16 protein-coding genes are annotated in these 21038 nt (G+C 73.4%); 10 read left to right on the top strand and 6 right to left on the bottom strand.

What is annotated here, in order from left to right; translation table 11 throughout:
* Nucleotides 1-102 precede the first annotated feature (102 nt).
* The 5 genes from AB0F03_RS18010 to AB0F03_RS17990 all read right to left on the bottom strand — a co-directional run bounded on the left by AB0F03_RS18010 (nucleotide 103) and on the right by AB0F03_RS17990 (nucleotide 7636).
* Entirely contained in the window at nucleotides 103-684 is a 582-nt protein-coding gene (locus AB0F03_RS18010; RefSeq protein WP_361992425.1) for a histidine phosphatase family protein, read from the bottom strand.
* A 105-nt stretch (nucleotides 685-789) separates the two neighbouring features.
* On the bottom strand, nucleotides 790-1794 hold the full coding sequence (gene meaB, locus AB0F03_RS18005; protein WP_361992422.1) for a methylmalonyl Co-A mutase-associated GTPase MeaB: 1005 nt from the start codon (nucleotides 1792-1794) through the stop codon (nucleotides 790-792).
* Between the two features lie 5 nt (nucleotides 1795-1799).
* On the bottom strand, nucleotides 1800-3974 hold the full coding sequence (scpA, locus tag AB0F03_RS18000; RefSeq protein ID WP_361992419.1) for a methylmalonyl-CoA mutase: 2175 nt from the start codon (nucleotides 3972-3974) through the stop codon (nucleotides 1800-1802).
* Entirely contained in the window at nucleotides 3974-5791 is a 1818-nt protein-coding gene (locus AB0F03_RS17995) for a methylmalonyl-CoA mutase family protein (protein ID WP_361992416.1), read from the bottom strand. Before AB0F03_RS17995 ends, scpA begins: the two co-directional genes overlap by 1 nt.
* A gap of 144 nt (nucleotides 5792-5935) precedes the next feature.
* Nucleotides 5936-7636 (bottom strand): hypothetical protein, encoded by a 1701-nt coding sequence (locus AB0F03_RS17990; protein ID WP_361992413.1) that lies wholly within the window; start codon nucleotides 7634-7636, stop codon nucleotides 5936-5938.
* 269 nt (nucleotides 7637-7905) lie between these two features.
* Between AB0F03_RS17990 and AB0F03_RS17985 the strand changes: the two genes are divergently transcribed.
* From AB0F03_RS17985 to AB0F03_RS17965, 5 genes are all read left to right on the top strand, one after another.
* A complete protein-coding gene (locus AB0F03_RS17985) occupies nucleotides 7906-8283 on the top strand; it encodes a cell division protein SepF (RefSeq protein ID WP_121786420.1) in 378 nt (125 codons plus the stop codon).
* Nucleotides 8284-8596: 313 nt separating this feature from the next.
* Nucleotides 8597-9793, top strand: a complete 1197-nt coding sequence (locus AB0F03_RS17980) for an ATP-binding protein (protein ID WP_361992410.1) — start codon at nucleotides 8597-8599, stop codon at nucleotides 9791-9793.
* A complete protein-coding gene (locus AB0F03_RS17975; RefSeq protein ID WP_361992407.1) occupies nucleotides 9790-10143 on the top strand; it encodes a nucleotide pyrophosphohydrolase in 354 nt (117 codons plus the stop codon). The genes AB0F03_RS17980 and AB0F03_RS17975 overlap by 4 nt, the downstream gene beginning before the upstream one ends.
* Before the next feature lie 168 nt (nucleotides 10144-10311).
* Nucleotides 10312-10803, top strand: a complete 492-nt coding sequence (locus AB0F03_RS17970; RefSeq protein WP_361992404.1) for a DUF6099 family protein — start codon at nucleotides 10312-10314, stop codon at nucleotides 10801-10803.
* Nucleotides 10804-10926: 123 nt separating this feature from the next.
* A complete protein-coding gene (locus AB0F03_RS17965; RefSeq protein ID WP_361992402.1) occupies nucleotides 10927-11850 on the top strand; it encodes an LLM class F420-dependent oxidoreductase in 924 nt (307 codons plus the stop codon).
* Between the two features lie 86 nt (nucleotides 11851-11936).
* On the opposite strand, the gene AB0F03_RS17960 is transcribed toward AB0F03_RS17965, so the two are convergent.
* Nucleotides 11937-12893, bottom strand: coding sequence for a serine hydrolase (locus tag AB0F03_RS17960; RefSeq protein ID WP_361992399.1), 957 nt, complete (start codon nucleotides 12891-12893; stop codon nucleotides 11937-11939).
* Between the two features lie 188 nt (nucleotides 12894-13081).
* On the opposite strand from AB0F03_RS17960, the gene AB0F03_RS17955 reads away from it, so the two are divergent.
* The 5 genes from AB0F03_RS17955 (at nucleotide 13082) to AB0F03_RS17935 (ending at nucleotide 21015) form a co-directional block, all read left to right on the top strand.
* Nucleotides 13082-14575 carry a 3' terminal RNA ribose 2'-O-methyltransferase Hen1 gene (locus tag AB0F03_RS17955; protein WP_361992396.1) on the top strand — a complete coding sequence of 498 codons (1494 nt, stop codon included), beginning with the start codon at nucleotides 13082-13084 and terminating at the stop codon, nucleotides 14573-14575.
* Complete coding sequence (locus tag AB0F03_RS17950) at nucleotides 14572-17115, top strand: polynucleotide kinase-phosphatase (RefSeq protein WP_361992394.1); 2544 nt, start codon at nucleotides 14572-14574, stop codon at nucleotides 17113-17115. Before AB0F03_RS17955 ends, AB0F03_RS17950 begins: the two co-directional genes overlap by 4 nt.
* A 191-nt stretch (nucleotides 17116-17306) precedes the next feature.
* Nucleotides 17307-19154: a RiPP maturation radical SAM C-methyltransferase gene (locus AB0F03_RS17945; protein WP_361992391.1), complete on the top strand. Its 1848-nt coding sequence runs from the start codon at nucleotides 17307-17309 to the stop codon at nucleotides 19152-19154.
* Nucleotides 19151-19690, top strand: a complete 540-nt coding sequence (locus AB0F03_RS17940; protein WP_361992390.1) for a DUF5825 family protein — start codon at nucleotides 19151-19153, stop codon at nucleotides 19688-19690. The genes AB0F03_RS17945 and AB0F03_RS17940 overlap by 4 nt, the downstream gene beginning before the upstream one ends.
* A gap of 101 nt (nucleotides 19691-19791) precedes the next feature.
* A complete protein-coding gene (locus tag AB0F03_RS17935) occupies nucleotides 19792-21015 on the top strand; it encodes an arginine deiminase (protein WP_361992387.1) in 1224 nt (407 codons plus the stop codon).
* Nucleotides 21016-21038: the final 23 nt, after the last annotated feature.

The following is a 21038-nucleotide window of genomic DNA, read 5'->3' as shown; positions in this document are numbered from 1 at the left end:
GGGGCCCTCTCCGCGTTCCCGACGGCGGACAGCGAACGGCGGACAGCGAACGGCGGACGGCGGACAGCGGACGGCGTCAGCGGGCGGCGTCAGCGGGCGGCGTCAGCGGCCGGACGCGGTGCCGAGCGGGTGGCCGAGCCGCAGATTCCAGCGCCCGGACCGGCCGGTGACCTCCGTCGCCGTGAGCGGCGGCACGTCCAGCCGCCAGAACGCGGCCAACGGCACGTCCAGGACGTGCACCACCACCGCGCGGACCACCTCCGGCTCCACCACGGCCACCGTCCGTCCGCCGGTGCGGCCGCACCGCTCCAGCCAGCGTCCGACGCGCTCGCACAGGTCCCGCACCGAGGCGCCGCCGTGCGGTACCGCGTCCGGATCGGCCAGCCAGCGGGCCAGCGCCGCCGGTTCGGCACCACCGACGTCCGCCAGCATCCGGCCCCGCCACCGGCCCACGTCCAGTCCGGCGAGTTCCGCCGCCTGGATGGCGTCGAGGCCGAGCGCCGACGCCGTCTCCCGGCAGCGGGTGCTGGGGGAGGTGAGGACCTGCCCGGCGGCGGGCACGTGCTCCGCCGCCGCCCCGGCCTCGGCCGCCCCCGCGCCGTCGAGCGAGTCGCCGTCGTCGAAACGGGCCCGCCGCAGGGAGGGGGTCGTCGCCGGCGCGATCAGGGTGACACGGGTCGTCACGAGGTCGGTCCTCCTGCGTCGGCCGTCCGGCGGCTGCCGCGGTACGGCACCGACGGTACGCCCGGCCAGGCTCCCTCCGGGCCGGGCCGGGCCGGGCCGGTCGGTTCAGTCCTCCGTCGGGGAAGCGGTGCGGTCCTCGAAGGTCGCGAGGATGCGTTCCGCGGCCAGGGTCGCCGTCAACCGCCCCTCCCTGACCTGCCGTTCGAGGCCGGGCGCGGTCGCGCGCACCGCCGGGTCGGCGTACAGCCGGCCGAGCAGTTCGTCGCGGACCATCGCCCAGGTCCACTCGATCTGCTGGTCCCGCCGCTTGGCGGCCAGCCGCCCGGTGGAGTCCAGCAGCGTACGGTGCTGCTCCAGTCGCTCCCACACCGTGTCCAGACCCATGGACTCCCGGGCGCTACAGTGCAGCACCGGCGGCGTCCAGAACGCGTCCTTGCCGTGCATCAGCCGCAGCGCGCCCGCCAGTTCCCGGGCCGCGGCCCGCGCGTCGCGCTCGTGCGGGCCGTCCGCCTTGTTGACGGCGATGACGTCGGCCAGTTCCAGGACGCCCTTCTTGATGCCCTGGAGCTGGTCGCCGGTGCGGGCCAGCGTCAGCAGCAGGAAGGAGTCGACCATGCCCGCGACCGCCGTCTCCGACTGGCCCACGCCGACGGTCTCCACGAGGATCACGTCGTAGCCGGCCGCCTCCATGACCACCATCGACTCCCGGGTGGCCTTGGCGACGCCGCCCAGCGTGCCCGCGCTGGGGGAGGGCCGGACGAAGGCGTCCGGGTCCACCGCCAGCCGTTCCATCCGGGTCTTGTCACCCAGGATGGAACCGCCGGTGCGGGTGGAGGACGGGTCCACGGCGAGGACGGCGACCCGGTGCCCCAGCGAGGTCAGCAGCGTCCCGAACGCGTCGATGAACGTCGACTTGCCGACACCGGGCACGCCGCTCACCCCGATCCGCCGGGCCCGGCCGCTGTGCGGCAGCAGCTCGGTGAGCAACTGCTGGGCCAGCGCCCGGTGCTGCGGGCGGGTGGACTCGACGAGCGTGATGGCACGGGCCACCAGGGCCCGCTTCCCGTCGAGGACACCCTTCACATAGGTGTCGAGACCGATCGCTGCCATCGGCGCTACGAGGTGTGGCCGAGGGAGGCCGACAGCTGCTCGACCAGGTCGTGGGCCGCGTCCGGGATCACCGTCCCGGGCGGGAACACGGCCGTGGCACCCATCTCCAGCAGGGTCGGCACGTCCTGCGGCGGGATCACCCCGCCGACCACGATCATGATGTCCTCGCGGCCCTCCTCGGCGAGCTGCTCGCGCAGCGCGGGGACGAGGGTGAGGTGACCGGCGGCCAGCGAGGACACGCCGACCACGTGCACGTCCGCCTCCACCGCCTGCCGGGCGACCTCCTCCGGCGTCTGGAACAGCGGGCCGACGTCGACGTCGAAGCCGAGGTCGGCGAAGGCGGTCGCGATCACCTTCTGGCCGCGGTCGTGGCCGTCCTGGCCCATCTTGGCGACCAGGATGCGCGGCCGGCGCCCCTCGGCCTCCTCGAAGGCCTCCACCAGGGCACGGGTGCGGTCCACGGACGGGGACTGGCCTGCTTCGTTGCGGTACACGCCGGAGATCGTACGGATCTGGCCGGCGTGCCGCCCGTACACCTTCTCCAGGGCGTCGGAGATCTCGCCCACGGTCGCCTTGGCGCGGGCCGCGCGCACGGCCAGCTCCAGCAGGTTCTCGGTGCCGTCGGCGGCCCGGGTGAGCGCGTCCAGGGCGTCCCGGCAGGCCTGTTCGTCCCGTTCCGCGCGCAGCCGCCGCAGTTTCTCGATCTGCTGGGTGCGTACGGAGGAGTTGTCGACCTTGAGGACGTCGATCTGCTCGTCGGTCTCGACGCGGTACTTGTTGACGCCGATCACCGGCTGCCGCCCGGAGTCGATGCGGGCCTGGGTGCGGGCCGCCGCCTCCTCCACGCGCAGCTTCGGGATGCCGGCGTCGATGGCCTGCGCCATGCCGCCGGCCTGCTCGACCTCCTGGATGTGCGCCCAGGCCTTGCGTGCGAGGTCGTAGGTGAGGCGCTCGACGTAGGCGCTGCCGCCCCACGGGTCGATGACCCGGGTGGTGCCCGACTCCTGCTGGATGAGCAGCTGGGTGTTGCGGGCGATGCGCGCCGAGAAGTCGGTCGGCAGCGCGAGGGCCTCGTCCAGGGCGTTGGTGTGCAGCGACTGGGTGTGGCCCTGGGTCGCGGCCATCGCCTCCACACATGTCCGCGTGACGTTGTTGAAGACGTCCTGCGCGGTCAGCGACCAGCCCGAGGTCTGCGAATGGGTGCGCAGCGAAAGCGACTTGGCGTTCTTCGGGTCGAACTGCGCGACCAGCCTGGCCCACAGCAGCCGCGCCGCCCGCAGCTTGGCGACCTCCATGAAGAAGTTCATGCCGATCGCCCAGAAGAACGACAGCCGGGGCGCGAACGCGTCCACGTCCAGGCCCGCCTCCCGCCCGGCACGCAGGTACTCCACGCCGTCGGCGAGGGTGTACGCCAGCTCCAGGTCGGCCGTCGCGCCGGCCTCCTGGATGTGGTAGCCGGAGATGGAGATGGAGTTGTAGCGGGGCATCCGCTGCGAGGTGTAGGCGAAGATGTCGGAGATGATCCGCATCGACGGCTTCGGCGGATAGATGTAGGTGTTGCGGACCATGAACTCCTTGAGGATGTCGTTCTGGATGGTCCCGGCCAGCTTCTCGGGCGGTACGCCCTGTTCCTCCGCCGCCACGATGTACAGCGCCAGCACCGGCAGCACGGCACCGTTCATCGTCATCGACACGGTCATCCGGTCCAGCGGGATGCCGTCGAACAGCTGACGCATGTCGAGAATCGAGTCGATGGCCACGCCCGCCATGCCGACGTCACCGGTCACGCGCGGGTGGTCGCTGTCGTACCCGCGGTGCGTGGGCAGGTCGAAGGCGACCGACAGGCCCTTCTGGCCCGCCGCCAGGTTGCGCCGGTAGAACGCGTTGGACTCCTCGGCCGTGGAGAAGCCCGCGTACTGGCGGATCGTCCAGGGCTGGTTGACGTACATCGTCGGGTACGGGCCGCGCAGGTACGGCGCGATACCCGGGTAGGTGCCCAGGAAGTCCAGGCCCTCCAGGTCCCGGCCGGTGTACAGCGGCTTGACCCCGATGCCCTCCGGGGTCTCCCACAGCGGCGGCGCGCCACCGGTGGCGTCTTCGACGGCCGCCCGCCACGCGTCGTCACTTCCGGCGGCGACCGGGGTCCCCAGCTCGATGTCGGAGAAGTCGGGGATTCCCATCAGGACACTCCCATGCGGTCGAGGGTCGCGGACAGCACGGTCACGGCGTCACAGCCCGCGTGGACGTAGGAGTCGACGCCGGCGTGGTCGGCCGGCCGGCCCGCCAGGGTCACGTGCCGGGCACCCGCCGCACGCAGCGACCGGGCGGTCTCGGCGGCCCGTTCGGCGTAGACGGCGTCGCTGGAGCACAGCACCGCCTCGCTCGCGCCGCTGTCCTCGAAGCGACCCTCGGCGACCGTCTCGATGCCGCCCGCCTGGAAGAGGTTGGCGGCGAAGGACGAGCGCGCGGTGTACTCGGCGGGCGAGCCGAGGGTGGCGAGGAAGATCCGGGGCCGGGCGCCGGTCGCCGCGAGGTGGGCGTCGGAGCGGGCCCGCAGTTCCTCGAAGGCCTCGTCGCGGCGCACCCGCGGCAGCCCGCCGGACGGCGGCTCGGGCGCGGGGGCGCGCTCCACCGGCTTCTCCGACAGCAGCGGGAACTCGCTGACACCGGTGATGGGTTCACGGCGCTTGGCGAGCCGCTTGGAGCGCTCGGCCCAGGTCGTCGCCAGGTCGGTGCGCAGCCGGCCCGAGCGCAGCACGGCCGCCTGGCCGCCGTCCCGCTCGACCGAACGGAAGAACTGCCAGGCGGAATCGGCGAGTTCGTCCGTCAGCCGCTCGACGTACCAGGAGCCGCCCGCCGGGTCGATGACCCGGGCCAGGTGGGACTCCTCGATCAGGATGGAGGAGGTGTTGCGGGCGATCCGGCGCGCGAACGCGTCCGGCAGCCCGATCGCGTGGTCGAACGGCAGCACGGTCACGGAGTCGGCGCCGCCCACCCCCGCGGCGAGCGTCGCGACGGTCGTGCGGAGCATGTTCACCCACGGGTCGCGGCGGGACATCATCACCGGCGAGGTCACCACGTGCTGCACCTGCGCGCCCGCGTCCGGCGCCCCGCACACCTCGGCGACCCGCGCCCACAGCCGGCGCGCGGCGCGCAGCTTGGCGATGGTCAGGAACTGGTCGGCGGTGGCCGCGTACCGGAACTCCAGTTGCCGCACGGCCTGTTCGACGCCGAGCCCGGCCTCGGTCAGCTCCCGCAGGTAGGCCACGCCGGTGGCGAGCGAGGCACCCAGCTCCTGCGCGGCCGAGCCGCCCGCCTCGTGGTACGGCAGCGCGTCCACGGTCAGCGCGCGCAGGCCCGGGTAGGACTCGGCGCAGCGCGCGGCCAGCGCGGCGAACGGCGCGAAGTCCAGCGCGGTGCCGGTACGGGCCTCGTGGCCCAGCGGGTCGCCGCCCAGGTTGCCGCGCACGGCCTCCGGGGCGACACCCCGGCGCGCGTACAGCCGCAGCAGCGCCTCCGCGGCCGCCTCGGTGTCGCGGCCCGCGTCCAGGACGACCGGCGCCAGGTCGAGGTAGACGCCGTCGAGGGCGCGGTCCAGCTCGGAGACGGGGATGCCGCCCTCACCGAGCACCAGCCAGAGGGACGTACCGCCGTTCTCCAGGTCGGCGAGCACGGCGTGCGCCGTGCCGTCGCCGAGTGCCGTGTGCCGCTGCCGTACGTCCCAGCCGTTCGCGAGGGAGCCCTCGGGGCGGCTGCCCCGCACGAACGGGGAGAAGCCCGGCAGGCCGGGGTCGGGCGCGCTGTCGCGCGCGGTGTACAGGGGCCGGGTGCGCAGCCCGTCCTCCAGCGTCGTGGACAGGGCGTCCTCAGCTGCCGCGCCCGAGACTTCCTTGCCCGACTTGCGCAGTACGCCCTCGACCAGGCGTTGCCACTGCTCATGTGTCGCGTCAGGGAACTCGGCGGCCAGTGAGAGCCCGTCGTCAGGCAGGACCGTCATGGCTGGATGCTAGGGCAGGCCGCACAACCGGGGGCGGCGCACGGGCTGTGAGGTTTCTCCCCTTGCGGTGGTGACCGGCGCCTCTCCCGCCCTGGACGTCACGCCCCGCGGCCCCGGCGCGCCCGGCGCCGGCCGCGTTCCGGTTCAGCGGGGCGGGGGCCTGAGGCCAAGCTCCGCGCGCCGTACGTTCCAGGTGGACAGCGTCTGCGGGTCCGCCGTGAAGGCGCGCAGGCGCAGGCCGGCCGTCTTCTTCGACGACACCGTGAACGTGCCGGACGGGGCGCGCAGTTCGACGGTCGCCGTGCTGTGCGCGGGGATGGTGGCCGGGCCGCGCACCAGCGACCAGTAGCGGCTCATGCCCTGGCCGGTGGTCAGCATGTAGTGCGGGGTCAGCGGGTCGCCGCCGGTGTTGGCGACCCGCAGGGTCAGCCGGGACACGCTGTACGGCGAGGTGCGCCGGGCCGCCGTGACGTCCATCCGCAGCGGCGGCCGCCCCGTCACCGCCAGCGCCGCGCTCACCAGCGCGGGCGTCAGCAGCAGGGCGGCGGTCGCGGCCAGGGCGGCCCGGCGGCGCGGGCCGGCCAGCGGGCGGGGCCGCGGCTGCCAGGCGCGGGCGAACTCCGGCAGGGGCACGGTGACCGCCGCCGCCAGCCACAGCGGGGTCATCATCAGGTAGTAGCCGTCCTGCGACCGGGTCGCGAGGTAGAACGCGCACCACGGCAGCACCGTCACGGCCGGTCCGAGCCGCCGCACGAAGAGCACGGACAGCGCCAGCAGGGCCAGGGCGAGCAGTATGCCCGCGTGGCCGTACCAGTCGAGCCGGTCGCTGCCGTGGGTGAAGTACAGCGAGACGCCCACCAGGCCCTGGCCGTGCAGCACCGCGCCCTGCGTCAGCGGCAGGGCGACGCCCCGCAGCCACGGCCCCGGCTCGCTCACGATGAAGTACGTGCTGATCAGCAGCCAGGTGAGCACCGCGGTACCGGCGATCCGCAGCACCACCCGCGCCGCCTGGCGCCCGCCCAGTTCGCCGCGGCGCACGGCGTACACCCCGGCCAGCAGGAACGGCGTGACGAACCACGGCAGCTGCTGGGCCGCGCACGCCGCGCCCAGGCACACGGCCCGCACCAGCCCGGCCGTGCCCAGCCGGCCGTGCGCGCCGAGCCGGGGCCAGCGCACCACCACCGGGATCAGCAGGGCCATGCCGATGATCGCCGGATAGCCCTGGCGGGCGTACGACGGCAGGAAGCCGAACCCCAGGCAGACCATCGTCGCCGCCGAGCGCCACGGCACCGGCAGCAGCCGCCACAGCGTCACGGCGCCCACGATCAGCGCCGCCGTGGCCGCCGCCGTCGCCGGGGCGCCGCCGTGGCCCAGCCACAGCAGCGGCACGGTGAGCAGCGGGGCCAGCGGGGGATAGCCGTACGTGAGGTCGTACCCGCCGTCGGCCGTCGGGGTGAGCGCGACGCCCGGGCCGTGGAACAGCCAGGGCCAGGGCTGCCCGTACACGGCGTGGCCGCCGGCCAGCTCCCGCGCCGCCTGCGTGGTGAGGACCGCCTCGTCGCCGCCGGCGTGGTTCAGCGCCCACGCGCACAGCGCGAGGGTCACCGCGGTCACCAGCACCACCAGGTCCAGGCGGGCCAGTGAACGCGTCCGGCGGACCGTCAGGGCCAGCACGCCGGTCACCAGGATCGCGGCGTAGCAGACCGAGATGACCGCCGCGAGGACCAGCCGGTGCGTGGCCGCCTGGGTCCACACCGACCGCGTGCCGATGAACAGGCTCACGTCGGCGAGCAGCGTCAGCACACGGTGCCACTGCGCGGGACCGTCCGGGGCTTCCGTGCGCACAGCCCGCGGAGCGGGTGCCACCTGTTGTCTTTCTGCCAAGTGCACGGCACCGCACGCTAGCGGTCACCGGTGAGCGAAGCACGGAGGCCGGTGAAGAGTCGGGTATGAGCCGGGTAAGAACCGGGCGTATGCGCACATCTGACGCGAGACGGGACCCGGATCGGGGGCCGGGCCGGTCGCGGACCGTGTCGCTGTTGGGCCGAACAGGTGACTTGGCGTAAGAATTGCCTGGTGCACGGATCGCAAGCGAGTCAGGTCAGGGGGAGCCGGTGAGCCGTTACGACGTCACCGATGAACAGTGGGAGGGGCTCGCCCAGGTCGTGCCACTGCGGGGCCGGGACGCCTGGCCCTCCGCGGTGAGCCACCGCTCACTGCCCGACGCCGAGACGGAGACCCGGCGCCGGTTCGTGGTCCTGCGTGTCAACGTCTTCGCGGACGCCCGCGAGGTCGCGGAGACGCTGATGGCGGGATCGCCGGTCCTGCTCGACCTGTCCGGAGCGGAGGGGGACGTCGCCAAGCGCGTCCTCGACTTCAGCACGGGCGTCGTCTTCGGCCTGGGCAGCGGCATGCACCGCGTCGACCGCAACGTCTTCCTGCTCACCCCGCCCGGCACGGAGGTAAGCGGCCTGATGGAGGGCGCCGGCTGACCTACGGGTTGGGTCGGCCTGCGACGGAGGTTGGCCCGCGGCTCGGGCTGGCCTGCGGCTCGGGCTGGTCTGGGATGCGCGTCGGATCCCGCCCGCAGGCTCCCGTCCGGCGGGACTCGCCGTGAGCCGGGCGGCGGTCGTTCGAGTGGTGTCGTCGGTGTGCGCCGGCCGCCCCTGTCTGCCCTGTCGCCCCCTTCCGCTCCAGGTGTTCCAGCACTGCCTCGTGGGCGTCGGTGGGCGGTGGTCGCTCGTTCGTGGGAACCGGGTGGTGGGGAAACGGTTCGCCGGTGGGGCGGAGTCTTACGGTCCGCATATGGCCGTGCCTTCCGTGTCCGCCGCCCTTCCGGCGGTCGCCGCGCCCGCCGGGACCGTTCCCGCGCCGTCCCGCCCGTCCCTCGACGTCCGCGCCCGGATCACCGAACTGCGGCTGTCGGCTTTCGCCGGACACCGCGGCGCCGGGTATCCGCTGGGACCCGTCACCCTGTTCGCGGGGCCCAGCGGGTCCGGCAAGACGAGCGCGCTGGCCGCCTACGAGGCCCTCGCACGGCTCGGCGGCGGCGCCTCGCTCGCCGAGGCGTTCCCGGACCCCGCCGCCCGCGTACCGGAACGGGCGCGCCCCGACGCCGGGGGACGGCGGGGCTTCCGGATCGGGTGTACGGCCGACGGCGCGCAGGGCCCGGTCCGGCTGGACATCGCCGTACAGGCCGAGCCCGAGCTCCGCATCGTGGGGGAGCGGCTGACCGCGCGCGGAGTCGTCCTGCTGGAGACCGCCCTGCGCGACCCGGGCCGCCGTACCGTCCAGGCCGCCTGGCACACCGCGGGGTCCGCCCCCGTGACCCGCGCCCCGCTCCCCGACGACCGCCTCGGTACCGCCCTGCTGCCGCTGCGCGTGGCCGGCAAGACGGACGGGCAGCGTCATGTGCTGGCCGCGGCCGAGCAGATGGTCGTCGCCCTGCGCTCCGTCTTCCCCTGCGATCCCCGCCCCGCGTCCATGCGGGCCCCCGTCCCCCTGGGCTCGGGCCGGCTGCTGTCCGGCTGCGACAACCTCGCCGACGTGCTGTGGCGTACGCGCGCGGAGTGCGGCCGCCGGCACGCCCAGCTGGTCGAGGCGCTGCACGCGGGCTGCGCCGGACCGGTGGCCGACCTGGTCGCCGAGCCGCTGCCGGACGGCACGGTCCGGGCGGTGCTCGACCGCGGCGACGGCCTCCGCACCGGACTCGCCCGGCTGGGCGACGGCGAACTGCGCTATCTCGCGCTGACGCTGGTGCTGCTGACCGGACCCGGCGTCCTGGAGGTGGACGCCCCGGGCGAGGTGCCCGACGCCCTGCGTACCCTCACGGTGCTGGCCGACGGTTTCGACCGCGGCCTGGATCCGGTGCAGCGCGCGGAACTGCTGGGGCTGGCCGCGCGGATGGGCGGGCGCGGGCACATCCGCTGCGTGGCCGCGGTGAGCGACGCCTCGTGGGCCACGGGAACCCCGGACGTCACGGTGGTACACATGAACCCGTGACAGAACATCCTGACCTCGCCGGACTCCAGCGCAGGCTGGCCGAGTTCGCCGCCGTGCGCAACTGGCAGCCCTTCCACACCCCCAAGAACCTCGTCGCCGCCCTCTCGGTGGAGGCCTCCGAACTGGTCGAGATCTTCCAGTGGCTGACCCCGGAGGAGTCCGCCGGGGTGATGGCGGACCCGGACACCGCGCACCGGGTCACCGACGAGGTCGCCGACGTGCTGGCCTATCTGCTGCAACTGTGCGAGGTCCTGCGCATCGACCCGCTGGCGGCTCTGGCCGCGAAGATCGAGCGGAACGAACACCGCTTCCCGGTGCCGGGGCCGGAGGAGCAACAACCGGAGTCTTAAATTCCGTTATCACTCTCCGGAGTCAAAAGGCCCGCCGAATCCGAATTGTTGTCCACAATTTCCGTCTTCCTCTAGCTTTTCGATCCGGATCCCCTCACGCTGGGTAGTGGATAACAGAGAGTCCCAATAGAGGCGCGACAGCGCACGGAGGACGGACGGGGGCACCGGATGGACGCGGTACGGCTCATCCTCACGAGCAGGCGTGCGCTGGCGGGCGGCGCCGACGCGGCGGAGATGATGGCGGAGGTCTGGCAGGCGCAGGCGCTGGCGCAGGCGATCGGCAGCCGCCTCGCGGTCTCCGGCCCGCCGGAGCTGCGCGGCGAGGCGCTGGGGCTGACGGAGCTGGCGGGCCGGGGCTGCGGCGTCCTGGACCCGCCCGAACTCGACCCCGGCGACCTGCGCGCCGCCCAGCTCACCGAACTGGCCGATGCCCGCGAGACCCTGCTCTGCCTCGGCGGCCTGCTCGGCGAGGTCGGCATAGCCCTGGTCGGCCTGGCCAGCGCCGCGGCCGACGAGACGACGTACTGGCAGTGCATGGAGGCCATCGACGCGGCCGACGAGTCCCGTGACCGCGTCCGGGAGATGCTGCGCAAACTGGCGGCCCGGGAGGAGGTGTTACGGGAGAGCGGCAACGAGAGCAGCCCCTCCGGCGCCCTGTGACGACGAGCGGCGCGAGCGCCACGAGCAGGACGAACGGACGGCGGGTCCGGACGGGTGCTCACCCGACCGGGTACGGCCCTGCCGGGCGGTACCGGCGCGCCCCGTGGCGTGCAGGATAGGTGTATGGACCTTCGAATCTTCACCGAGCCCCAGCAGGGCGCCACCTACGACACCCTGCTCACCGTGGCCAAGGCCACCGAGGACCTCGGCTTCGACGCCTTCTTCCGCTCCGACCACTACCTCCGCATGGGCAGCGTGCACGGCCTGCCCGGTCCCACGGACGCCTGGATCACACTGGCCGGCCTGGCCCGTGAGACCAAGCGCATCCGCCTCGGCACCCTGATGACGGCCGGCACCTTCCGGCTGCCCGGCGTGCTCGCGATCCAGGTCGCCCAGGTCGACCAGATGTCCGGCGGCCGGGTCGAACTGGGCCTGGGGGCGGGCTGGTTCGAGGAGGAGCACAAGGCGTACGGCATCCCCTTCCCGAAGGAGAAGTTCGCCCGGCTGGAGGAGCAGCTGGCGATCGTCACCGGGCTGTGGGCGACCGAGGCCGGCAAGACCTTCGACTTCCACGGCACGTACTACGACCTCACCGACTCGCCCGCGCTGCCCAAGCCCGCCCAGCGGAAGGTGCCGGTGCTCATCGGCGGTCACGGCGCGACCCGTACGCCCCGGCTCGCCGCCCGCTACGCCGACGAGTTCAACATCCCGTTCGCCTCGATCGAGGACAGCGAGCGGCAGTTCGGCCGGGTGCGGGCCGCCGCGGTGGAGGCCGGCCGCGACGCGGACGACCTGACGTACTCCAACGCGCTCGTGGTCTGCGTCGGCAGGGACGACCGGGAGGTGGCCCGGCGGGCCGCCGTCATCGGCCGCGAGGTGGACGAGCTGAAGGCCAACGGACTGGCCGGCTCCCCGGCCGAGGTCGTCGACAAGATCGGCCGGTACGCGGCGATCGGCTCGCGGCGGATCTACCTCCAGGTGCTGGACCTCGACGACCTGGACCACCTGGAGCTGATCTCCTCCCAGGTCCAGTCGCAGCTGTCGTAGGGGCCCGACGGTCCCGCCCGGTACCGGGGAGCCCGGACCCGGGGCCGGCCGGTGCCGGGGGGATCGGGTGATCCCCCCGGCCCTGCTCAGCCGCGCTGGGCGAAGCCGTAGTCCAGGATCTTCGTCGCGTCCTTGAACCGCTGGTCCACCGAGGTGTCGGCGAGCACGGTGCCCACCACGGTCCTCGAACCGCGGGTCGCGGCGAACACCAGGCAGAACTTCGCCTCCGGCCCCGAGCCGGTCTTCACGCCGATCGCGCCCCGGTAGGAGCCGAGCAGCGTGTTGGTGTTCTTCCAGGGTTCCATCGCGTGCGTCCCGCCGCCGGGCCGGTAGGACTTCATGTCGCCGTAGACCTTCCTGCCGACGACCGCCTTGAACGTCTTGTTCCTCAGCGCCGTCCCGGCCAGCTCGGCCAGATCACGCGGCGAGGCGTGGTTCTTGCCGTTGGACACCCCGTCGAAGCCGTCGAAGTGGGTGTTCGTCAAGCCGAGTGCACGGGCCTCGGCGTTCATCTTGGCGATGAAGGACTTGGTGCGCTGAGCCGTCGTGGTGCCCGTCCCGTAGGTGTCGGCGAGCGCGTACGCCGCGTCGCAGCCCGAGGGGAGCAGCAGCCCGTACAGCAGGTCGCGCACCGTCATCGAGTCGCCGAGGATCAGGTTCGCGCTGGAGTAGCGCTGGGCGTGGGTCACCGGGTCGATGACATAGTCCGTGTACTCCTTCTTGATCCTCACCTTGCGGTCGAGGTCCACGTTGCGTTGGGACAGCACCACGAGCGCCGTCATGATCTTGGTGGTGGAGCCGGTCCGCAGCTGCCCGTCCGGCGCCTTGCCGAAGAGCTGCTTGCCGGTGGCCGCGTCCATCGCGTACGCGCCCTGGGCCTGCACCTGCGGCGCCGCCGCGGCGGCGCGCACCACCCGCGCGGCGGACGTCGGCGTGGCCGCCCGGGCCGGAGCGGTCGCGAGGACCCCCGCACCCAGGACGGCGCCGGCCGCCACGACGGCGGCGGCTCTCCCGCGCACCCGGACTCCCTGGCCGATGGTCATGGTTCCCCCTTCAGTCACTGGTCAGTTGACGAGGCATCACTTCATCAGCTCCGGGGCGCCGGGGGCCATAACGGAGATCACACGGGACACCTGTGGGCCGAGGCGGCCGGCTCCGGGCTGCCCCGGCCGGCCGCCGCGGTGCGGAAAACCTCTGGTCACAGGGGCCCGGGCCCGGGAGACTCGGCAGCATGTTCGTGACGATCTCCACCACCGGGGCGCCCGGCAGCCCGGCCACCGACCTGGGGTACCTGCTGCACAAGCACCCCGACAAGGCGCAGGCGTTCTCCACCTCGTACGGCACGGCGCACGTGTTCTACCCCGAGGCGGACGCCGAGCGCTGCACGGCCGCGCTCCTGCTGGAGATCGATACCGTCGCGCTGGTCCGGCGGGGGAAGGGCAAGGGCCGCGGCGGCGCACCCGACGCGGCCCTCGCGCAGTACGTCAACGACCGCCCCTACGCGGCCTCCTCGCTGCTCGCGGTCGCGCTGAGCAACGTGTTCTCCAGCGCCCTGCGGGGGGTGTGCGCGGCCCGCCCGGAGCGGGCGGCCACGCCGCTGCCCCTGCGCGTCGGGATACCGGCCCTGCCGGCCCGCGGCGGCGCCGCCCTCGTACGACGCCTCTTCGAGCCCCTCGGCTGGAGCGTGACCGCCGAGCCGGTCCCCCTGGACACCGAGTTCCCCACGTGGGGCGACTCGCGGTACGTCCGGCTCGGCCTGGAGGCGCGGACACTGACCCTCGCCGAGGCACTGCGCCACCTGTACGTCCTGCTGCCGGTGCTCGACGACGCCAAGCACTACTGGGTCTCCGCCGACGAGGTGGACAAACTGCTGCGGGCCGGCGAGGGCTGGCTGGCCGGGCACCCGGAGCAGGAGCTGATCACCAGCCGCTATCTCTCCCGCCGCTGGTCGCTGACCCGGCAGGCGCGGGAGCGGCTGGAGCTGGTGCGTCTGGCCGAGGCCGACGACAGCGCGGTCGAGGACATCGACAACGCGGTCGCGGAGGACACCGGCGCGGAGGCCGAGGAGAAGCCGGCTCCGCTCGCCGTCCGGCGCCGGGAGGCGATCCTCGCCGCCCTGCGTGACCGCGGTGCCGCCCGCGTGCTCGACCTCGGCTGCGGGCAGGGCCAGCTGGTGCAGGAACTGCTGAAGGACGTGCGGTTCACCGAGGTGGTCGGTGTCGACGTGTCCGTACGGGCCCTGGCCATCGCCTCCCGCCGGCTGAAGCTCGACCGCATGGGGGAGCGGCAGGCGTCCCGCGTCAAGCTGGTCCAGGGTTCGCTGGCCTATACCGACAACCGGCTCAAGGGCTACGACGCCGCCGTGCTCAGCGAGGTGATCGAGCATCTCGACCTGCCCCGGCTGCCCGCCCTGGTGTACGCCGTGTTCGGGCACGCCCGTCCCGGCACGGTCGTGGTGACCACCCCGAACGTCGAGTACAACGTCCGCTGGGAGACCCTGCCCGCCGGGCACGTCCGGCACGGTGACCACCGTTTCGAGTGGACCCGTGAGGAGTTCCGCGCCTGGGCGGCGGCCGTGGCCGGACGGCACGGCTACGACCTCGCGTTCACCCCGGTCGGACCGGAGGACCCCGAGGTCGGGCCCCCCACCCAGATGGCCGTGTTCACCCTCGCGACCGCCACGGACGACAACAAGGACGACAAGAAGGAGGCGAAGGCCGCATGACCGAGACCCGCACGGGACGGGTGCTGCCCGTCACCGACCTCTCCCTGGTCGTCCTCGTCGGCGCCTCCGGCTCGGGCAAGTCCACCTTCGCCCGCCGGCACTTCAAGCCGACCGAGGTGATCTCCTCCGACTTCTGCCGCGGCCTGGTCAGCGACGACGAGAACGACCAGAGCGCCTCCGGCGACGCCTTCGACCTCCTGCACTACATCGCCGGCAAGCGGCTGGCCGCCGGCCGCCGCACCGTCGTGGACGCCACCAGCGTGCAGCGGGACAGCCGGCGGCAGCTGGTCGAACTGGCGAAGAAGTACGACGTGCTGCCCATCGCCATCGTGCTGGACGTGCCGGAGGAGGTGTGCGCCGAGCGCAACGCCGCCCGCACGGACCGCGCCGACCTGCCCCGCCGGGTCATCCAGCGGCACATCCGCGAACTGCGCCGCTCCCTGCGCGGGCTGGAGCGCGAGGGCTTCCGAAAGGTGCACGTGCTGCGTGGCGCGGAGGAGGCCGAGAACGCCACCGTCGTCACCGAGAAGCGCTTCAACGACCTGACCCACCTCACCGGCCCCTTCGACATCATCGGCGACGTCCACGGCTGCTCGGCCGAGCTGGAGTCGCTGCTCGCCGAGCTGGGGTACGCCGACGGGGTCCACCCCGGGGGCCGTACCGCGGTGTTCGTCGGCGATCTGGTCGACCGCGGCCCGGACAGCCCCGGCGTGCTGCGCCGCGTGATGTCGATGGTGAAGTCGGGCAACGCCCTGTGCGTCCCCGGCAATCACGAGAACAAGTACGGCCGCCACCTCAAGGGCCGCACGGTCCGGCACACGCACGGACTCGCCGAGACCGTCGAGCAGATGCGGGGCGAGAGCGAGGAGTTCCGCGCGCAGGTGCGGGAGTTCATCGACGGACTGGTCAGCCACTACGTCCTGGACGGCGGCCGGCTCGTGGTCTGCCACGCCGGTCTGCCGGAGAAGTACCACGGCCGCACCTCGGGCCGGGTCCGCTCACACGCCCTGTACGGCGACACCACCGGGGAGACCGACGAATTCGGACTGCCGGTGCGCTATCCGTGGGCGGAGGACTACCGGGGCCGGGCGGCCGTGGTCTACGGGCACACCCCCGTCCCGGAGGCGACCTGGCTCAACAACACCATCTGCCTGGACACCGGCGCCGTCTTCGGCGGCAAGCTGACCGCGCTGCGCTGGCCGGAGCGCGAGCTGGTCGACGTACCGGCGCAGCGGGTCTGGTACGAGCCGGCGAGGCCGCTGCGCTCCGAGGCGCCCGGCGGGCACGACGGCCGCCCGCTGGACCTGGCGGACGTGTACGGCCGCCGGGCCGTGGAGACCCGGCACGCCGGCAGGGTCGCGGTCCGCGAGGAGAACGCGGCGGCGGCCCTGGAGGTCATGAGCCGCTTCGCGGTCGACCCGCGCCTGCTGCCCTACCTGCCGCCGACCATGGCGCCGACGGCGACCTCGGCGGTGGACGGCTACCTGGAGCACCCTCGGGAGGCGTTCGCGCAGTACGCGCGGGACGGGGTCGCGCGGGTGGTGTGCGAGGAGAAGCACATGGGCTCGCGGGCCGTGGCCCTGGTGTGCCGGGACGCGGACGTCGCCCGCACCCGCTTCGGCACCGGAGCAGGGCCGACGGGCTCGCTGTACACCCGTACCGGGCGGCCGTTCTTCGACGACGCGACGATGACGGAGGAGATCCTCGGCCGGCTGCGCTCGGCGGTCACGGACGCCGGGCTGTGGGACGAACTCGGCACGGACTGGCTGCTGGTGGACGCCGAGCTGATGCCCTGGTCGCTCAAGGCCGCCGGGCTGCTGCGCAGCCAGTACGCGGCGGTGGGCGCGGCCTCCGGCGCGGTGTTCCCGGACGCGCTCGCCGCCCTGGAGGCGGCGGCCGCGCGCGGCGCCGACGTCGGCGGCCTGCTCGCCCGGCAGCGGGAACGCGCGGCGGACGCCGCCGCGTTCACCGCCGCCTACCGCCGCTACTGCTGGACCACCGAGGGCCTGGAAGGGGTCCGGCTGGCCCCCTTCCAGCTCCTGGCCGCCCAGGGCCGCAGCCTCGCCACGCTGCCGCACGACGGACAACTGGCTCTGATCGACCGGATGGTGGAGCACGACGGCAGCGGACTGCTGCGGACCACCCGGCGGCTGTACGTCGACACCGGTGACCCGGAGTCGGTTCGCGCGGGAGTCGACTGGTGGCTGGAGATGACCGGCCGGGGCGGCGAGGGCATGGTCGTCAAGCCGGTCGGCGCGCTGGTCCGCAACCGGGACGGACGGCTGGTGCAGCCCGGCGTCAAGGTCCGGGGCCGGGAGTACCTGCGGATCATCTACGGTCCCGAGTACACCCGGCCGGACAACCTCGCCCGGCTGCGGGGGCGGTTCCTGAACCACAAGCGGTCCCTGGCCCTGCGCGAGTACGCCCTCGGTCTGGAGGCCCTGGACCGGCTCGCGGACGGGGAGCCGCTGTGGCGGGTGCACGAAGCGGTGTTCGGGGTGCTGGCGCTGGAGTCGGAACCGGTGGACCCGCGCCTGTAGGCGGGCCGGCGCAGAAAGCCCTTGTGCCGCACTCATGCCGTCCATATGGTGGACAGCCGTGCGGCACAAGGGTGTTGGCGCGTCGTGAGGGGAGTGACGGGCGTGGAGATCAAGAAGGTGGTGGTCCGCGAGGACCCGAAGAGCACCACGCGCAGGCCGGCGATCCTGGAGAAGCGGCCGACCCGCTGAACATGCGCGTCCACCTCGTCACCATGCCGTGGCATCCGCTCGACCTGCCCTCGCTGCAACTGGGCCTGCTCCACCGGATCGTGCGGCAGGCGCGTCCCGGCGACGAGGTGACCGAGTTCCACGGCTCGCTGCGGTGGGCGGAGTTCCTGCTGGAGAGGACCGGCGGCCGGCTGCTGCCGGGCGACTGTGTGGAGGTCGGCAGCGACGGCATCTTCCACGGCCTGGGCGACTGGGTCTTCTCCGGAGTCCTCCACGGCGACCCCGGCTGGGGCCTGGCCCGGCTGCGGGACTACGCGGCCGGCCGGGACGTCCGCATCGACACCGCCGTCGCCATGCGTCCCCACGCGGCCCCCTTCGTCGACGCCTGTGCCGCCGAGGTGCTGGCGGCCGAGCCGGACGTGGTCGGGTTCACCAGCACCTTCATGCAGAACGTGCCCTCCCTGGCGCTGGCCCGCGAACTGAAGCGGAGATGCCCGGAGTTGACGGTCGTCTTCGGCGGCGGCAACTGCGAGGGCCCCATGGGCCACGCCCTGCACCGCAACCACCGCTTCGTCGACCACGTGGTCCGCGGCGAGGCCGAGTACGCCTTCCCCGCCCTGTTACGGCACCTGGCCGACGGCACCGCACCCGCGGACGTGCCCGGCCTGTGCTGGTGGGACGGCACCACGGCGCGGGCCAACACGGAGACCCGGCGCACCGTGGCCCCCGCCGACATCCCCTCACCGGACTACGACCAGTGGCAGGCCGCGCTGGACGCCTCCCCGGTCCGCGAGCACATCCACCCCAAGCTGGTCGTGGAGGGGGCCCGGGGCTGCTGGTGGGGCGAGAAGCACCACTGCACCTTCTGCGGCCTGAACGGAACGGCCATGGAGTTCCGGGCCAAGCCGGGGGAGCGGCTGTGGGCCGAGATGGACCGGCTGGTGCGCCGCCACCGCCTCCTCGACGTGGTCACCGTCGACAACATCATCGGCATGGCCTACTTCCGCGACTTCCTGCCCCGCGTCGCCGGCAGCGGCTGGGACCTGCGGCTGCACTACGAGGTCAAGTCCAACCTCACGCCCGACCAGCTCGGGCTCCTCGCCGCGTCCGGCACGGTGCACATCCAGCCCGGCATCGAGAGCCTGGGCAGCCGGGTCCTGGACCTGATGGACAAGGGGGTCACCGGCGCCCGTAACGTCCGCACGCTGCGCGAGTGCGAGAACCACGCGCTGACCTGCTCCTGGAACCTGCTGTACGGCTTTCCCGGCGAGAGCGCCGACGACTACACGCCCGTCATCGACCAGCTCCCCAACCTGGTCCACCTCCAGCCGCCCAGCGGCGCCCACCGCATCCAGCTGGAGCGGTTCAGCCCCCACTTCACCGATCCGCGGCTCGGCTTCGGCAAGCGCCGCCCGGCCGGGATGTACCAGCACGTCTACGACCTGCCCGAGGAGGAACTCGCCGACCTGGTCTACCTGTTCGACACCGAGGACGCGGGCATCACCGGCCCGGTCGAACGGCGGCTGCGGGAGGCCGTGGCCGCCTGGCGGGCCGGGCACGCGCACTCCCGGCTGCTCTTCGAGGAGGACGGCGCGGACCTGCTGGTGCACGACCGGCGGCACGGCCGCCCGCCCGCCGGCCACCGCTTCACCGGCTGGCGCGCGGCGGCCCTGCGCCGGCTGGAGGACGGCCGGACCGTTCCCGCGCTGCACCGGCTGCTGGCCGCCGACGGCCACGAGGCGCCGTCCGGCGCGCTGGCGGACTGGGCCGAGGAGGCCCTGCGGCTCGGCCTGCTGTTCCGGGACGGCGCCACCTACGTGTCCCTGCCGACCTGGGGCGAACCGGTGCGGCTGTCCGAGGGGGCCGGATGACCGGGCTGCCCGCCACCGTGCCGCACCGGCTCACCGGGCACCGGGTGGAGACGGCCGGACCCCTGGACCTGAGCGGCAGCGGGCGCGGGACGGCGGAGGCGGTGCGGTTCCTGCGCGAGTGCCAGAGCCTCGGCCTGCGCGTGGACTGGCGGGCGGCGGGCACCCCGTCGTACGACCCCGCCCTGCTCCACCACCTGCCACCGCCCACCGCGCTCCCCTCGCCCGCCCCCGGGCAGGCGGGCTGGCGGGCGGCCTACGGCCACGGCATCCTCTACCACCGGCGCGGCCCGGACTTCGTCACCGTCCTGGACCGCCGCGAGCGGGGCACGGCCGTGCGGCTCACCCTGGACCACCCCGCTCTCGTCGCCACGTTCCTCCGCCTCCTGGAGCCGACGCCCCCGGACGCCCTGGACCCTGCCGGACGCGAGGCGCTCGGACTGCTCGTCGACGAACGGCTGGTCCTCACCGCCGGCGGGTGGGCGGTGAGCCTGCCGCCGCGGATCCGGCGGTGGCCGGTCCCGTGCACCGCGATCTGAGGCCGCCCCGCGCACCGCTCGTGGCCGGAGTGACGAAGAACGCCGACGCGGATCCGGCCGGGCAGGGGGTGAACCCCGCCCTCCGTGGTCAGGATGGAGGCATGGGATTCCACGTCGACTCCGAGGCCGGGCGGCTGCGCCGCGTCATCCTGCACCGGCCGGATCTGGAGCTCAAAAGGCTCACCCCCAGCAACAAGGACGCCCTGCTCTTCGACGACGTGCTCTGGGTGCGCCGGGCGCGCGCCGAGCACGACGGCTTCGCCGACGTCCTGCGCGACCGCGGGGTCGAGGTTCACCTCTTCGGGGACCTGCTCGCCGAGACCCTGGCACTCCCCGGGGCCCGCGCGCTCGTCCTGGACCGCGTCTTCGACGAGAAGGAGTACGGCCCGCTCGCCACCGACCACCTGCGCGCCGCCTTCGACGGCATGGCCCCGCCCGAGCTGGCCGAAGCGCTGGTCGGGGGCATGACCAAGCGGGAGTTCCTGGACGCGCACGCGGAACCGGCCTCGGTCCGCTTCCACGTCATGGACCTGGACGACTTCCTGCTGCGTCCCCTGCCGAACCACCTGTTCACCCGCGACACCTCCGCCTGGATCTACGACGGCGTCTCCATCAACGCCATGCGCTGGCCCGCCCGGCAGCGCGAGACCGTGCACTTCGAGGCGATCTACCGGCACCACCCGCTGTTCCGTGACGAAACGTTTCACGTCTGGTCCCGGGGACAGGCCGACTATCCCTCCACCATCGAGGGCGGCGACGTCCTGGTGCTCGGCGGCGGCGTCGTCCTGATCGGCATGAGCGAGCGCACCACCCCGCAGGCCGTCGAGATGCTCGCGCACAAGCTGTTCGCGGCCGGCTCGGCGCGCACGATCGTGGCCCTCGACATGCCCAAGCGGCGCGCCTTCATGCACCTGGACACGGTGATGACCATGGTCGACGGGGACATCTTCACCCAGTACGCGGGCCTCGGCATGCTCCGCTCGTACACCATCGAACCGGGCGTCGGCGAGCGGGAGCTGAAGGTCACCGACCATCCCCCGGAGCACATGCACCGTGCGATCGCCGCCGCGCTCGGCCTCGGCGAGATCCGGGTGCTGACCGCCACCCAGGACGTGCACGCCGCCGAACGCGAGCAGTGGGACGACGGCTGCAACGTCCTCGCCGTGGAACCCGGGGTCGTCGTCGCCTACGAGCGGAACGTGACCACCAACACCCATCTGCGCAAATGCGGTATCGAGGTGATCGAGATCCCGGGCAGTGAGCTGGGCCGGGGCCGGGGCGGCCCGCGGTGCATGAGCTGTCCCGTCGAACGAGAATCCGTATAGAAATGTGGAAGGTCGTATAGACT

Source organism: Streptomyces sp. NPDC028722 (genome assembly GCF_040637655.1).
Classification (GTDB): Bacteria; Actinomycetota; Actinomycetes; order Streptomycetales; family Streptomycetaceae; genus Streptomyces.
Note: the sequence above shows the minus strand (reverse complement) of the source record. Positions and strands in the feature narration are given on the sequence as shown.